General features: G+C 58.2%; 13 protein-coding genes, 2 tRNA genes and 1 pseudogene. 7 read left to right on the forward strand and 9 right to left on the reverse strand.

Going from position 1 to position 13,975, the window contains the following annotated elements; translation table 11 throughout:
* The first annotated feature begins 135 nt into the window (after nt 1-135).
* The 3 genes from QNM96_RS05000 (at nt 136) to QNM96_RS05010 (ending at nt 2,832) form a co-directional block, all read left to right on the forward strand.
* On the forward strand, nt 136-858 hold the full coding sequence (locus tag QNM96_RS05000; protein WP_283834904.1) for a hypothetical protein: 723 nt from the start codon (nt 136-138) through the stop codon (nt 856-858).
* A 365-nt stretch (nt 859-1,223) separates the two neighbouring features.
* Nucleotides 1,224-2,477, forward strand: a complete 1,254-nt coding sequence (locus QNM96_RS05005; protein ID WP_283834905.1) for an ABC transporter substrate-binding protein — start codon at nt 1,224-1,226, stop codon at nt 2,475-2,477.
* Between the two features lie 4 nt (nt 2,478-2,481).
* Entirely contained in the window at nt 2,482-2,832 is a 351-nt protein-coding gene (locus tag QNM96_RS05010; protein ID WP_283834906.1) for a hypothetical protein, read from the forward strand.
* Between the two features lie 501 nt (nt 2,833-3,333).
* On the opposite strand, the gene QNM96_RS05015 is transcribed toward QNM96_RS05010, so the two are convergent.
* The 4 genes from QNM96_RS05015 to QNM96_RS05030 all read right to left on the reverse strand — a co-directional run bounded on the left by QNM96_RS05015 (nt 3,334) and on the right by QNM96_RS05030 (nt 7,167).
* Nucleotides 3,334-4,311: a carbohydrate ABC transporter permease gene (locus QNM96_RS05015; protein ID WP_283834907.1), complete on the reverse strand. Its 978-nt coding sequence runs from the start codon at nt 4,309-4,311 to the stop codon at nt 3,334-3,336.
* Nucleotides 4,312-4,317: 6 nt separating this feature from the next.
* Nucleotides 4,318-5,277 carry a sugar ABC transporter permease gene (locus QNM96_RS05020; protein WP_283834908.1) on the reverse strand — a complete coding sequence of 320 codons (960 nt, stop codon included), beginning with the start codon at nt 5,275-5,277 and terminating at the stop codon, nt 4,318-4,320.
* Between the two features lie 26 nt (nt 5,278-5,303).
* Entirely contained in the window at nt 5,304-6,425 is a 1,122-nt protein-coding gene (locus QNM96_RS05025) for an ABC transporter ATP-binding protein (protein WP_283834909.1), read from the reverse strand.
* 668 nt (nt 6,426-7,093) lie between these two features.
* Nucleotides 7,094-7,167 (reverse strand) — tRNA-Phe (locus tag QNM96_RS05030).
* A 208-nt stretch (nt 7,168-7,375) separates the two neighbouring features.
* On the opposite strand from QNM96_RS05030, the gene QNM96_RS05035 reads away from it, so the two are divergent.
* Nucleotides 7,376-7,822, forward strand: coding sequence for a hypothetical protein (locus QNM96_RS05035; RefSeq protein ID WP_283834910.1), 447 nt, complete (start codon nt 7,376-7,378; stop codon nt 7,820-7,822).
* A 522-nt stretch (nt 7,823-8,344) separates the two neighbouring features.
* On the opposite strand, the pseudogene QNM96_RS05040 reads toward QNM96_RS05035, so the two are convergent.
* Together QNM96_RS05040 and QNM96_RS05045 are read right to left on the reverse strand one after the other, a co-directional pair.
* Nucleotides 8,345-8,563, reverse strand: a pseudogene (locus QNM96_RS05040) (hypothetical protein); the annotation flags it as partial.
* A gap of 201 nt (nt 8,564-8,764) precedes the next feature.
* Nucleotides 8,765-8,838, reverse strand: a tRNA-Val gene (locus QNM96_RS05045).
* 62 nt (nt 8,839-8,900) lie between these two features.
* Here QNM96_RS05045 and QNM96_RS05050 point away from each other — a divergent pair.
* Together QNM96_RS05050 and QNM96_RS05055 are read left to right on the forward strand one after the other, a co-directional pair.
* Nucleotides 8,901-9,392, forward strand: coding sequence for a DUF192 domain-containing protein (locus QNM96_RS05050; RefSeq protein WP_283834911.1), 492 nt, complete (start codon nt 8,901-8,903; stop codon nt 9,390-9,392).
* Between the two features lie 99 nt (nt 9,393-9,491).
* Nucleotides 9,492-11,549: an ABC transporter ATP-binding protein gene (locus QNM96_RS05055; protein WP_283834912.1), complete on the forward strand. Its 2,058-nt coding sequence runs from the start codon at nt 9,492-9,494 to the stop codon at nt 11,547-11,549.
* Nucleotides 11,550-11,636: 87 nt separating this feature from the next.
* Here QNM96_RS05055 and QNM96_RS05060 read toward each other — a convergent pair whose 3' ends face one another.
* The gene (locus tag QNM96_RS05060; protein WP_283834913.1) at nt 11,637-11,981 is read right to left on the reverse strand and encodes a hypothetical protein; all 345 of its coding nucleotides are present in this window, start codon (nt 11,979-11,981) and stop codon (nt 11,637-11,639) included.
* 140 nt (nt 11,982-12,121) lie between these two features.
* Here QNM96_RS05060 and QNM96_RS05065 point away from each other — a divergent pair, with 140 nt between their 5' ends.
* The gene (locus tag QNM96_RS05065) at nt 12,122-12,877 is read left to right on the forward strand and encodes a creatininase family protein (RefSeq protein ID WP_283834914.1); all 756 of its coding nucleotides are present in this window, start codon (nt 12,122-12,124) and stop codon (nt 12,875-12,877) included.
* Between the two features lie 109 nt (nt 12,878-12,986).
* On the opposite strand, the gene QNM96_RS05070 is transcribed toward QNM96_RS05065, so the two are convergent.
* Nucleotides 12,987-13,403, reverse strand: a complete 417-nt coding sequence (locus QNM96_RS05070; RefSeq protein ID WP_283834915.1) for a DUF5790 family protein — start codon at nt 13,401-13,403, stop codon at nt 12,987-12,989.
* A gap of 155 nt (nt 13,404-13,558) precedes the next feature.
* Complete coding sequence (locus QNM96_RS05075; RefSeq protein ID WP_283834916.1) at nt 13,559-13,921, reverse strand: dihydroneopterin aldolase family protein; 363 nt, start codon at nt 13,919-13,921, stop codon at nt 13,559-13,561.
* Nucleotides 13,922-13,975: the final 54 nt, after the last annotated feature.

The raw sequence follows: 13,975 nt of genomic DNA on the forward strand, positions 1-13,975 counted from the left end.
TGAGGAACAGCGTTTGACGAACAGAAAGCGACTTATCTGACAGATAGTTACAGTCCGCTCTCTCTTTGGAGGGGGTGTACACCCGCTGGCAGTCAGTACAGTTACTCGCAGGTGTACACAACCGAGACCAACAAAATGGCAAACATATCAACACGTGCGATCGCGATCACGATGACACTGATGATGGCGCTGGCAGTGGTAAGCGGTGCCGGCGTTATTGCAACGGACACGAACGAAGACTTCGATGAGGACGGCGAAACCATCGAAGATGGCGAAGAGGTAGACGAAGAAGCAAACGAAAGCGACGATGACGGTGTCGAGGATACGTCCGACAACGTGACGGACAGTGACGATGCGGACGCTGACGACGCCTCCGACGAGGACGACACCAACGACGCGACTGACATCGTCTTCGACAGCGACGAGTACATGAACGAAGATTGTCCTGAAGAAAGGGACATCCTCGGCGATGACGACAACGCTACCGACGATGACAGCTCCGACTCCGGCATCGAATTCGATGATGGCGATGACAGCGCCGACAACGTGACAGACAGCGACGGTGCGGACGCTGACAACGCCTCTGAAGATGATGAGGGCGTTGACGATGTCACCGATAGCGACGACGAAACTGACAACGTCTCCGAGGACGACGACGCGACTGACGACGCCTCGGACAGTGACGAATACGCTGACGAAGACAGTCCTGAAGACGAGGACGATGCGAGCGATGACGATGCCACCGACTTCGACGATGATGCAACCGAAGACGATGATGCAACCGAAGACGACAGCGACGACGCGACCGCTGACGACGGTGATGTCAGCGACACCGACGAGGACGACGAAGACTGCTAGCGGCACCTGACTCCGTTTACACGGACTCCTATCGACTTTTTCGCACTACAACACCGTCTCCGCTGGGCGTCAATCACCGACTCCACTGGGCGTGAGTGACAATCGCGTAGTTGAGGAGTGCTCGTTCTGAGTGATAATCGCGTTACCTAATGGTCACTCTCGAGTAATCCCTGAAGAACAACCACCTTGCGTCCGTCAGAGGTAATCGGTTCGACGTGGTGTCCGAACCACTCGTGAGAAGGGTACGAGTGGAGGGAGCCTAACGCTTGGTCAAGCCAACCTATATTGAAAATCGACTGTATAGATTCCAGTAATTACATCGACATGTGGAAAACTATTAAGATTACGATCGGCCTACGGATCGTATGGGAGACAAAACCATAGACATCGACCGCCGCGGAGTACTCCGTGGTGTTGGTGGCGGAGCTGTCGTACTGGTTGGACTAGGAAGCGTTGGCGGGGCGAGTGCACAGGAGGCGATTACGGTGACCGCCGTCTGGACCGACGACGAGGAAGAAGACTTTCTCACCGTTGTCGACTACGTCGAGGAGGAAACCGGACTCGACATCACGTACGAGCCGCGAGACACCGAGACCATCCTGACGGAGACGTTGATAGACTACGAGACGGGGATCGCGCCGGCGGACATCGTCGTGTTGCCGACCGAAGGACGGGTTCGAAGAGACGGAGAAGCGGGCCACCTCGAGCCACTGGGCGACCTGTGGGACGAAGAAGATTTCACCACCGACCACGCGACAGTGGCGGTCGACGACGAAGTCTACGCCGCTCCGTTCGGCGGAGATATCAAACCCGGATTCTGGTATCGACCGTCGTTCTTCGACGAACACGGCCTCGAGGAGCCGGACGATTACGACGCGTTCCTCGGTCTACTCGACGAAATAGACGGCATCGAGGGCGTTGAAGCGCCGCTTGCCTCGGGCAACGGCGACGGCTGGCCCTTGAGCGACGTGGCGGAAGCGTTCATCCTCCGACAGGACGACGGGGCTCAGCTTCAACAGGACCTCATCGAGGGCGATGCCGAGTTCACTGACGACCGCGTCGTCACCGCCTTCGAGGAACTACAGGACCTCCTTCAACAGGGATACTTCAGCGAGGTACGGGACTTCGGCGTCCAGTACGAGTTCTTCTGGGAGAACGAGACGCCGCTTTACTTCATGGGATCGTGGACGCCGGCGTTCGGCGCGATCGAGGACCCCGAGGACCTGGATTACTTCATGCTCCCCGGCTCTGAGGCGATGGTGACGAGCATCAACTGGTTTACCGTTCCCACGTACGCGTCGAACATCGATGCGGCGAGAGAGGCCGTTGAAGCCACCATCTCGCCCGACGGTCAACAGGTCTGGACCGAACGCGGGGGCTTCGTCCCCACGGCCCTCGATGTTCCGGATGACGCCTTCGACCTCGAGGTTATGCAGGAACTTTCGGAGGAAACGGACGAGGTCGAACTCGTGCCCGACTTGGATGACGCGTTAGGCGACCCGTTCCAGGCGGAGTTCTGGTCGCAACTGCTCGGACTCTGGGCGGAACCGGACCAGGACATCGAGCCGGTCGTGGAATCACTCAATGGCGTGTTACAGGAGACTGTCGGGGACCAATAGTAACGTGGCTGCAGTTAGCGACGATGATGACGGCGACGGAAGTGGTGGCCTCGGTAGCGACGACGCTGGAAACGGCGGCGACAGCGACGGCGTGCTTGAGTCAGTCATCGTCGTCGGTCAGGAGATGCAACGAAGTAGTGCCAACGCCGTCGCCGTTGACGTTCTGTACGTATTCACAACGGCGTTTTTCGCCACGCTCGCGATCCGGGGGTTCTGGCCGGCGCTCATCGCCGCACTCCCCATCGCAGTCCTGCTGTCGTTCGCCTGGATGTCATCGCGGCTGTTCTTTCTCGCAAACGTGCTCGTGATCGTCGTGACCATTGGCGCGACACGAGCAGGGTATGTGCCGTTGTAATAGTCGATTGTAACACGGTTTTAGTATTCAGCATTCGCCGTGCGATCCACGTTCAGTACAGGACAAGGACTTACCGCTAGCACCCGCGAGCGAACGGAGTGAGCGAGCGGGCCAAGGAACCCTCGAATCCGCGCCAACGGCGCGAATGAGGGGGTGACGTGGTTCGAAAGACGCGAGCGTCTTTCGTCATCAACGAGACGGCAAACCGTCTCGAACGACCGTGCTTTTCATCGAAGCTAAGCGGAATCGAAGATTCCGCGAGGTCGTCGGCGCAGGGCGCCGACTGCAAGCGATTCCGAAGGAATCGCCCAGTCCAAAAGAGCGCGAGCGCTCTTTTGAAGATTTTGCCGTGGGAGCGACTCCGTCGCACCCGCAGAGCAAAAGTTCGGTTCGCATCCATAGGTACCGAATTGCGAGGGTCAGCTTCAGGCTCATTCTGAGCGCAGATAACGGTATTATCGACAGGTAGCGGTGAATTGCGGTTCGAAGCCAAAAAAGGGATCAATCCGCGACGGCAGCGACCATTCCGCGCTTGTAGTACCGCTCGAGCAAGAGGAATAGAATCACCGGCACGGCCATCGTCATGATCGATCCGGCGGCGATGATACCCCACTCGACTTGGACGCGTCCGCGCATCAACGGAAGCGCCTGTGGCGCGAGGTAGAGTTCGGGCGAGCGCATGAACACCAGCGGGAAGAAAAAGGCGTTCCAGACCCAGGTGAACTGGATGACCGCCACCGAAACGAGCGCGGGCGTCGAGAGCGGGAGAATAATCGTCCTGAAGATCTGGTATCGCGAGGCCCCGTCGATGCGTGCGGCCTCCTCGAGTTCTTTTGGGATGCCGAGCAGGTAGTTTCGCAAGAACAGCACGACCCACCCGAGCCCCCAACCGATGTGGATCAGTATCAACCCCATGTACGTGTCGAACAGACCGAACCGCTGGAGGGCGTTGTAATTGCCCATCGCGACGAGCTCCGGTGGTGCAGCCATGATTAGCAGTATCAGGAAAAACAGCGTCGTCTTCAGCGGGAATTCGAATCGAGCAAAGGGATACGCCGCCATCACCCCGAGTAACATTACGACCAGCACAGCCGGGATCGTCACGATGAACGTGTTGCGAAGCGCCACACTCATCGGCGCAGTGGAGTGATTCCACGCCTGATAATAGTTCTCGAACGTGATCGTCATTCCTTCGATATGCCACCAGCCGCCGATAATCTCCGAGAGCGGGCGGATCGACGCCATGAACAGCCCGATGAAGGGGACGATCCAGAGGAGAGCGATGGTGATCGCGACGACATACTTGAGCCCTCGACGCTTCGACGGAACGACGTTGGCGATCCGCTCTTGCCACGTGAGGTCGGCCGTTGGTGCCGTTTCCGGTATCTCCTCGACCGACAGGTACCGTCCGCCGTCGGATTTCGCTTCGGTGCCCGCGTCACGATCGGTCCGGGAATCGGGTGCGTTGTCTTCAACCATGTGTGATCAGTTCATTCGAGCGATGTACAGCGCGAGCGGGGCGACGATGAACAGTTGAATTAGCGCTACCACCATCGCCATCCCGTAGTCGATCTCCGGCCGGAATGCGGCCCGATACACCTCGATACCCAGCACCGAGTAGGCGTGATTCGGCCCGCCTGCGGCGCCTCCGGCGGCGTAGACGATATCGAACATTCGCATCACCCAGATGATCCCCATAATGACGACCACGGCGGTCACCGGCTTGACCAGCGGCCAAATGATGTCCCAGAACCGTCGCCATGGGCCGGCACCGTCGACTTTGGCCGACTCGATCAGGGACGGATCGATAGCAGAAAGCGCCGAACTGTACAACAACATGCTGAATCCGGTATGGACCCAGATTCCGCCCGCGATGAGTGCGTAGATCGCCACCTGCGGCGACTGCGTCCAGTTGCGGACCCACTGCCCCTGATCGAGCACCCGGAGCAACTCGTTGAAGATCCCGGCCTGGGGATCGTAGATGAACATGAGGACCAGCCCGATGACTATCGGGGGGACAGTAAAGCCCGCGAAAACCATCGAGCGGAGGATTCGGCGCCCTTTCAAATCGGCGAACAGCAATGCCAGTGCGAGACCGAAGAACGTACTCGCAGGCACGTGAACGACGACCCAGAGGAGATTGTGGGTGAGCGCGCCCATCGGGTACTGAAACTCCCGTATGTTAGACCAGTGGATAATGAGCGGATCGGTGAGCGACCGGATCCAGTTGTCCAGCCCGACGAAGTCCTGCATCGTGAAGGTATCCCAGGCGTAGAAACTCCCGATCGCTGAGTAGACGATCGGGCCGACGGAGAAGATCATGAAGAGAGTCAACCCAGGAACGAGAAACACCGCGATAGCAATCGCCTTCTCGCGGTCGACATTCAGGTCCTCGCCCAGCTTGTGATCGCCAGTGAAGCCATCGATGTGATCTCGTAAGCTCATGAGTCTGTGACTTCTGACCTCTTGGTTCAGCCCACCAACTCGCCGTTGTCGTCGTACAGGTAGGCGTCGTCGTCGTCGAACGTCAGGTAGACTCGCTCATCCGTCGAGACGGTCCACTCCGACACCTTTGCGTTCACGATTTGGTCGTTAACGGAAATGTTGACGAGGATGTATTCGCCCATCGGTTCGATAGTGTCTACCGTCCCTTCGATCACGTTCCCCGACGACGGTTGCGTAGCCGAAAGGGCCAGATCCTCCGGTCGAATGCCAACTGCGACATCGCCCTGGGCGCTGTTCGCCAACACGCTGGCCGCACTCGCGTCGTCCTGATTAGCCGTTTCCACAACCGCTTCATCGGCATCCATCACGCCGTCTAGTTCGACGGTACCTGCTTCGCCAAGGTCGATCGATCCGTTGTGGCGGGTCCCCTGGAACAGGTTCATCGGCGGCGACCCGATAAACCGGGCAACCCACGCCGTTCGGGGTCGTTTGTATAGCTCCTGAGGCGGTGCAATCTGCTGAATCGTTCCCTGATTCATGACCACGACCGTGTCGGCCATGCTCATCGCCTCCTCCTGATTGTGGGTCACATAGATCGTCGTGATGTCGAGTTCGTTCTGGAGACGCTTCAACTCGATACGCATCTCCTGGCGGAGCTTGGCGTCTAAGTTCGACAGCGGCTCGTCTAAGAGAAATACCGACGGCTCCCTGACGATAGCGCGCGCGAGCGCCACCCGTTGTCGCTGCCCACCGCTCAACGCCCCCGGTTTCTTGTCGACCTGATCTTCGATGTGAAGTAGCTCCGTGATCTCCTCGACCTTCCGATCCCGATCGTCGGGCGGTATCCCGCGGACTTTCAACGGATAACCGATGTTTTCTGCGACCGTCAAGTGTGGGTACAGTGCGTAATTCTGGAAGACCATCGCGACGTTTCGGTCGCTGGGTGACCGGCTGTTGACCCGCTCGTCACCGAAGTATATCGCGCCATCCGACGGCTGCTCGAGCCCCGCGATGAGTCGAAGCGCCGTCGTCTTGCCACAGCCCGAGGGCCCCAACATGACGAGGAACTCGCCGTCGGCAACGTCGAGGTTGAGACGATAGTTCGCGACGGTGTTTCCCCCATCGAAGTACTTGCTAACATCCTTCATGGAAACAGATGTCATGCAGTGCGAAATGACGTCGAATGACCCCATCAAACCCGCCCATACCGCCAGATTAGTTGATATGAATTTCGTTCCTGGGTCGAATTAAAGAGAGATCGGTTTCGCTTCACCAATCCGAAGTCGAAACGACGCCGTTCTCCGACCGCGTCGTCGACTAGTGGCAGAGAACTCGAGACGATTCGAAGCGTAGAGCGGGCTCCGAAACACCATAGAATACACTGCGACCCGAATAATCGTGAGGACATCCACCTCGGATCGTGTCGCTTTGACTTCTCTCGTTATTCATCTCTCAATACCTACCCCGGCGCGATACTCTATCCCGGCGAAGAGGTGCCTGTCAGAAACGAGGGGCGTGAAACGCTCGAGTGCGGCTCGAGCGAAACTGTTACCAGCGTTTCCGGAATTCGAACGTTCCATCCGTTTCGTTGAACTGAACGGCAACGGTTTGGTTTTCACTCGAGCGGAGCAGGGTTTCGGCGAAAGTCGCGTCGAATCGGGATGTCGACACGTGGGAATGCATACGTGCGGCTCGCGGATTTCGCAAAAAGTATGCCGCCTCCCGGATTTGAACCACGGTCGGAGCAAAGCTCCTCCCTGATTCAAATCCGCTCGGATCGCATTCTCACCGCTCACGAATTGTTCGCGGTGAGAAATGCCGCCTCCCGGATTTGAACCGGGGACAGCTCGATCTTCAGTCGAGTGCTCTCCCAGTCTGAGCTAAGGCGGCTCGACTCACACTCCGTTGATGGTACAAAAAAGGATTTCGAATGCTACCCGCCATGTTACGGACCAGCATTCACATCCATCGAGTGGTATTCCACTCCGACATTAGCCATTGATTGAACATCCTCGAATTCCGGTCAATCAAGTCGCCGTCTGTCGGATTTTTAGATATTCAAGACACCCTTTTCCGGACTGGGTGGTAATATCTTGTTATGGAGGGGCTTACCACGAACCAGGAAGACACCAACCTGTCCGCAGACACCATACTGGAGCTGTTGGCAAATCGCCGACGGCGATATCTTCTCTACGCACTCCGTGGACAGGAAGACCCCATCGAACTCTCCAAACTCGCCGAACAGGTCGCCGGTTGGGAACACAACCTCCCACCGGACGAAGTCGCGAAAAACCAGTACAAGAGCGTCTACGTCTCGTCCGTGCAGTGCCACGTTCCGAAACTCGATGACTCAGGCGTCGTCGACCACGACGAGAGCAACCACACGGTCGTCCTCGACGACAACTTCGAGTACCTCGAGCCGTACCTTCGACTCGTGGTCAAAGACGAACCCGAAAACTCGACCCTCAACGCGGCGCTTCAGGCTGAAACCGGAGACGGACTTATTACCCAGATTCGAGAGAACGTCGCCAAGCTCAAGCACTGACTACTCACGCTACGGTCACGCTACATGTCTTTTATTTTATCATATTTGTCGCGCCATTCGCCGGAATTTGCAGATCCACCGGCCGCAAACTCCAGAGCGCTCCATCTTCAAACCTGAACTCGAACAGTTGCCACATCGAGCCCCTCCAACTGACGACGTTTTCGAGTTCGTCGGTATCCAATCCCTGCTCGAGACGACGTTGGATCGCGACCAGAGACGGCCCGTTCGGTGATCAAGCGCACGCTCAGCGACGCCGTGTGTGCCCGATCCTGGCGTATTTTCTTGGAAGGGTAGTGTCGTATAACTGATTTTATCAACCATGGAGAGAATAGACATTCTTGAATATTTTATACAGGGAGTAAATAACAGCAAGGTTGATTAGAATAATCCCTACAAATATCAGCAATTCGACTCCTATGAACGCTTGGAATGCCATGATCATAATGTTACCTCAGTATCACATAAGCGGTTCTAATTGTTCTTGATTATCCTGAACACAGTGTCCAGCGCCGTTTATTCACTCTATATAGAACGCATAGTTAGGTTACTTTTCCGACCATTGGTCTTTATCAAAGCCTCAGCAGTCGGTTGGATAGGGGTAACGAGCCTCTCTTGGAGAATCGATCGTTGCTTATGGATTTTCTGAGCATCTTCGATCAGACGCTCTAGCAGTGGTGGCGGTGAGTAGCCAAGATGCTCTCCCAGTTCGCGGAGGATAAGCTGGGCGTACGACCGGAAGGTCTGTTCCGTCCCAAAGCCGTCTAGAGGTCGCCTCTGGTAGCCTCAACTGATACCTCCATTGTGATGGCTGTATTCGATGAGGACTCAAGCGGGTTCGAACAACGCGAAGACGATCGCTCACTTCGTTCGCGATACGACTTCTCTCGTTCGAACCCGCCGCTCGCATACATTTCTGTGACTCACTATCGTTCGTCCCAGAAATGGGCTCGGGCGGGTTCGAACCACCGACCTCGGCCTTGTAAAGGCCGCGTCATAACCAGCTAGACCACGAGCCCGTACGTACTCGAAACCGGTCCGTGCGAATAACCTTTACTTTCTCGTCGCGCAAAGAACAGTGATGGATACGGATCGTGCGTCGCGACTCCTTCTGGTGGTCGCACTCGCACTCGTCGTCGCCTTCGTCCTCGTTCAGGTCGGAATCCTCGCCGTTCCCTGGGCGAGCGATCACGCGACAGTGACGATCACCGACGGCGACGGCGAGCCTCGAGCGACCGTCGACGCCGAAGTTGCAGACACCTGGGAGGAGCGCTACACCGGACTCAGCGACCACGATTCGCTCGAGGGCGACGAGGGCATGTTGTTCGTCCACGAACGCGAGAGCGAGCAGACCTATGTGATGCGAGAGATGGATTTCGATATCGACATTATCTTCGTCGACGGCGACGGCGCGGTTACGACGATCCACGAGGCGCGAGCGCCGGAAGCCGACGAGGACGGCGAAGACCTCGAGTACTCGGGCCAGGCACGGTGGGTTCTCGAGGTTCGGGGCGGCTACACCGACGAACGCGGAATCGGTGTCGGCGACGAGATCGACATCGAATACGAATGATCTCGAGTCCCTGTGAGTCCGGATGCTCGGAGCGTTTCACCAACTGGTGTTTCGATTCGTAGGTAACGCTTATTGCCGCCGGTCCATTCAGCGGATTCAATGAGCAGTGTCGACTGGGACGACGACGATCCCTTCGAAGAACAACGGGAAAACATCGAGAACCCGATGCGACGGCTGCTCTTCGAGTTCGGACGGCCGTACTGGTTCTCGGTGACCGTCGGGATCGTCTCGAGTATTCTCGCGCGGGCGCTGGATCTCTTGCCCGCGCTGTTGCTCGCGGTCGCCATCGACGCCATCTTCAACGACGCGGCGTTCGCCGAGCAGATCCCGCTCGTGGTCTTACCCGAAGCGTGGCTCCCCACGACCCAAACGGGACAGTTCTGGTTCGTCGCCGCCGCCATCGCGATTTCGTTCGTGCTGGGATCGATCTTCCACTGGGTCCGAAACTGGGGCTTTAACGCCTTCTCGCAGGATATTCAACACGACGTTCGAACCGCGACCTACGACAAGATGCAACGGCTCGATATGGAGTTTTTCTCGGACAAACAGACCGGCGAGATGATGTCCGTCCTCTCGAACGACGTCAACCAACTCGAGCGGTTTCTCAACGAGGGACTGAACTCCGCGTTCAGACTCGTCGTGATGGTCGTCGGTATCGGTGCGTTGCTGTTCTGGCTCAATCCGCAGCTGGCGCTGATATCGCTCGCGCCCGTGCCGCTGATCGGCGTCTTCACCTACATCTTCGTCAAGAAGATTCAACCCAAGTACGCCGCCGTGCGCTCGAGCGTCGGTAAAGTGAACTCCCGACTCGAGAACAACCTCGGCGGGATTCAGGTGATCAAATCCTCGAACACCGAACGGTTCGAGTCAGGACGGGTCGACGACGTTTCGAGAAAGTATTTCGACACGAACTGGGAGGCGATCAACCTTCGAATCAAGTTCTTCCCCGCGTTGCAGCTCATCTCGGGTGTCGGCTTCGTTCTGACGTTCGTCGTCGGCGGCTACTGGGTGTTCATGGGGAGCGGACCCGGCCCGTTCACCGGCACCCTCCAGGAGGGCGTGTTCGTGGCGTTCATCCTCTACACCCAACAGCTCGTCTGGCCGATGGCCCAGTTCGGGCAGGTCATCAACATGTATCAGCGAGCCGAAGCCTCGAGCGAGCGGATATTCGGACTCATGGACGAGACGGGACGAATCGACCGGGAGGAGGGTGCAGACAACCTCGAGGTCCGGGACGGTCGAGTCGAGTACGATTCGGTTTCCTTTAGCTACGAAGGGTACGAATCACAGGGCGCTCCGCAGTCGGATCGACAGCGAGAATTGGAACCGACCACAGATGACGATTCGACCGAGGCGAGTGCACCGGCCGAAGAAATGAATCCGCCGGCCGATGAGACAGAGCTGATCATCGACGATATCAGTTTCGAGGTTGAGGGCGGGGAAACGCTCGCGCTCGTCGGGCCGACGGGAGCGGGAAAATCCACCGTCCTCAAACTCCTACTTCGGCTCTACGATGTCGACGACGGTGAGATCCGGATCGACGGACAGGATATCAGCGAAGTTTCGCTGCCGAGTTTGCGCAGATCGATCGGCTACGTCGGTCAAGAGTCGTACCTCTTCTATGGAACCGTCGAGGAGAACATCACCTACGGTACCTTCGACGCCGACCGCGAGGAGATCGTCGAGGCCGCGAAAGCCGCGGAGGCCCACGAGTTCATCCAGAACTTGCCCGACGGTTACGACACGATGGTCGGCGAACGCGGCGTCAAGCTCTCGGGCGGTCAGCGCCAGCGGGTCGCCATCGCCCGCGCGGTGCTCAAAGATCCCGACATCCTCGTTCTGGACGAGGCGACGAGCGATGTCGACACCGAGACGGAAATGCTCATCCAGCGATCGATCGACGAACTCACCGAAAATCGAACCACGTTTGCGATCGCACACCGCCTCTCGACGATCAAAGACGCCGACACGATCGTCGTCCTCGAGGGAGGACAGATCGTCGAACGCGGCCCACACGACGAACTCCTCGAGAACGACGGGCTGTACGCCCACCTCTGGGGTGTTCAGGCCGGCGAAATCGACGAACTCCCACAGGAGTTCATCGAGCGAGCCCAACGTCGGACCGCCCGGACGCAAGCGCGGAATACCGACGACTGATACGGGACAATCAATTCGAGAAACGGAGACGGTAAAAGACGGCTCTCCGACGAACTTCTGAAACGGGATTTAGCGCACGGGACCCGTTCAGAACGACTCCTGCTCTTGCTGTCCGTCCTGATTCGGCCCACCCTCATCCTGTCGATCCTCTCCGGGCGCGGGCGGCGTCCGATCGCTGTAATTCTTGCGCCCAATCGCTTCGTCGCCGACCATATTCATGATCGCCTGCTCTACCTCGTCGGAGGATTCGTACTCGTCCTCGTTGAGGGGCTCGAGGATCTCCGCGAGCGTCGTCGTCTCTTCGCCCATATCGAGTTCCGCGTCGCCGTGGTCCTCGAGAATATCGTCCTGACTGGCCGGATACTCGCGCTCCTCGAGTTCGTCACCGAGATCGCCGAGTTCGACGCCGAGTTCGCGGTTATCGTCGGTCATAGCTCGAATAAACGTCATTCATCCGGAAACCGTTTTGGCCTGCCATCGCGGACAGGAACCGACGATGGCCGGTTGTTCGATCTGGCTTCGCACGGAAAGCGGGCGGTGCATACAAGGGCTAACCCGCCCTCAAGACGAACATGAAACTCAGGTCGGCCACCTGGACGGAGCTCGCCGGCTCCGAGACGGACCTCGCGATCATCCCTGTCGGGAGCACGGAACAGCACGGGCCGCACGCGCCGCTGGGAACCGATTTCATCACGGCCGAATCGGTCGCAGAGGAAGGGGCCGAACGCTTCGACGAAGAAGTCGTCCTCGCGCCGCCGATTCCGGTCGGCATCGCGGAGGAACACCGCCACTTTTCGGGTACGATGTGGGTCTCGCCGGACACGTTCCGAGCCTACGTTCGCGAGTCGGCAACGAGTCTGGCATCGCACGGGTTCGATCGAATCGTCTTCGTCAACGGCCACGGCGGCAACGTCGACGCGCTCGGCGAGGTCGCGAGCGACATTTCACGGAACGAGGACGCCTACGCCGTCTCGTTCACCTGGTTCGAGTCCGTCGGCGAGCACGCCAGCGAGATGGGCCACGGCGGACCACTCGAGACCGCGCTACTGTCACACATCGCACCAGAACTCGTCCGGGAGGGTCGAATCGAAGAGGCTCGAGCCGAGGCCGCCGAGTCCTGGGGCGAATGGGTGAGCCACACGAATCTCGCCCACGACTCGGCGGAGTTCAGCGAAAACGGCGTCGTCGGCGACCCAACCCAGGGTGAGGAAAGGCTGGGTGAAGAACTGCTCGAACTCGCGGGAACGAGCCTCGCACGCCTGCTCGAGGCGATCGACGGGCGAGACGTAACGCATCCCGAACGCCGAACATCGCCATCGAGTGAGTGATCGACACAGAGCAGATGTGAGTAATTGGTCCGGGGCGGAGAGTCAAACACTTCGATAGAGGACTAGCTCGGTTTTCGAGCGCCGGAATCGCCCGTCTCGAACAGCACTGTTACTCGTCAGTTTCGTCTTCCGCATCCTCGTCAGCGCTCTCGAGACTACTCCGGAGTGCCGGAATCGTCGACGTGAGTTCCCCGACCTGATCGCTCGCTTCGGACATATCCTCGATCGTGGACTCGACATCCGCGATCTCTTCCTCGAGATCGCCGGCGTCGTCGAAGGCGTCGGCGCGTTGGCCCATCGTGAACCATTTTTTGGCGTCACGGAGGTGGTCCTCGGCGTCACCGGCATCGAGTGCGGATTTGAGTCCGTTGAGCGCGCCGAGAACGTTGTCGGCGTCGCTCTCCCAGACGTCGTCGGCGTCGGGAAGGGCGTCCCAGGCGTCCTCGAGGGAGGCTTCGACATCGTCGCGCATTTCGGTCGCGGCTTCGCCGAACAGTTCGTCGTCGTCGAGCGAGGCTTGGCTCATGTCACCACGTTTGCGGGCCCCGGGTTTAAAAGGTAGCCCGAAAGTGAAAGTGAAAATCGGGGGAAGAAATACGGTACTGTCGAAATAGCGACCTGGTTTCGAAACTAACGTCGTCTCTGTTGAGCGAGTTGATTGTCCGAACGGTCGCCGAACGCTCAGTGTTCGCGAACCGACTCGAGGGCCATCAGCGGATAGCCGTCTTCCATCTCCATGCGGGTCACGATCGTACAGTCCTCGTAGTCGACAACGATTTCGACCTCGAGAAATCTCCCCGTCAGTTCGGTGTAGTCCGCCGTCGACTCGGCGAGTTCGGCCTCGAGGACCTCGGTTTGAACGTCGACGGTGACGTCTCGACAGTGCGGCTGATTCTCGATCGATTCTTCCATCGCTCGTGCGAGACTCGGTGCGCTATCGGGCGATATCGGCGTTCCGGCGAACTGATGGTAGAGTGTGCCGAACTTGATCCCGGCTTCGAAGCAGGCTTCCTCAGCGATCGTCGGTTTCGTATCGGTCGACATGTACGAGTACTCGTACGTGGTCGGGAAGGAAATTCCGATTGGGGAAGAATGTGG

This window comes from Halostagnicola sp. A-GB9-2, assembly GCF_030068615.1.
In the GTDB taxonomy this organism is placed as follows: Archaea; Halobacteriota; Halobacteria; order Halobacteriales; family Natrialbaceae; genus Halostagnicola.

Excerpts from the sequence above, each read along its gene's own strand:
- QNM96_RS05000 (WP_283834904.1), top strand. The coding sequence starts at position 136 with ATGGCAAACATATCAACACGTGCGATCGCGATCACGATGACACTGATG.
- QNM96_RS05005 (WP_283834905.1), top strand. The coding sequence starts at position 1,224 with ATGGGAGACAAAACCATAGACATCGACCGCCGCGGAGTACTCCGTGGT.
- QNM96_RS05015 (WP_283834907.1), bottom strand. The coding sequence starts at position 4,311 with ATGGTTGAAGACAACGCACCCGATTCCCGGACCGATCGTGACGCGGGC.
- QNM96_RS05020 (WP_283834908.1), bottom strand. The coding sequence starts at position 5,277 with ATGAGCTTACGAGATCACATCGATGGCTTCACTGGCGATCACAAGCTG.
- QNM96_RS05025 (WP_283834909.1), bottom strand. The coding sequence starts at position 6,425 with ATGAAGGATGTTAGCAAGTACTTCGATGGGGGAAACACCGTCGCGAAC.
- QNM96_RS05035 (WP_283834910.1), top strand. The coding sequence starts at position 7,376 with ATGGAGGGGCTTACCACGAACCAGGAAGACACCAACCTGTCCGCAGAC.
- QNM96_RS05050 (WP_283834911.1), top strand. The coding sequence starts at position 8,901 with ATGGATACGGATCGTGCGTCGCGACTCCTTCTGGTGGTCGCACTCGCA.
- QNM96_RS05055 (WP_283834912.1), top strand. The coding sequence starts at position 9,492 with ATGAGCAGTGTCGACTGGGACGACGACGATCCCTTCGAAGAACAACGG.
- QNM96_RS05060 (WP_283834913.1), bottom strand. The coding sequence starts at position 11,981 with ATGACCGACGATAACCGCGAACTCGGCGTCGAACTCGGCGATCTCGGT.
- QNM96_RS05065 (WP_283834914.1), top strand. The coding sequence starts at position 12,122 with ATGAAACTCAGGTCGGCCACCTGGACGGAGCTCGCCGGCTCCGAGACG.
- QNM96_RS05070 (WP_283834915.1), bottom strand. The coding sequence starts at position 13,403 with ATGAGCCAAGCCTCGCTCGACGACGACGAACTGTTCGGCGAAGCCGCG.
- QNM96_RS05075 (WP_283834916.1), bottom strand. The coding sequence starts at position 13,921 with ATGTCGACCGATACGAAACCGACGATCGCTGAGGAAGCCTGCTTCGAA.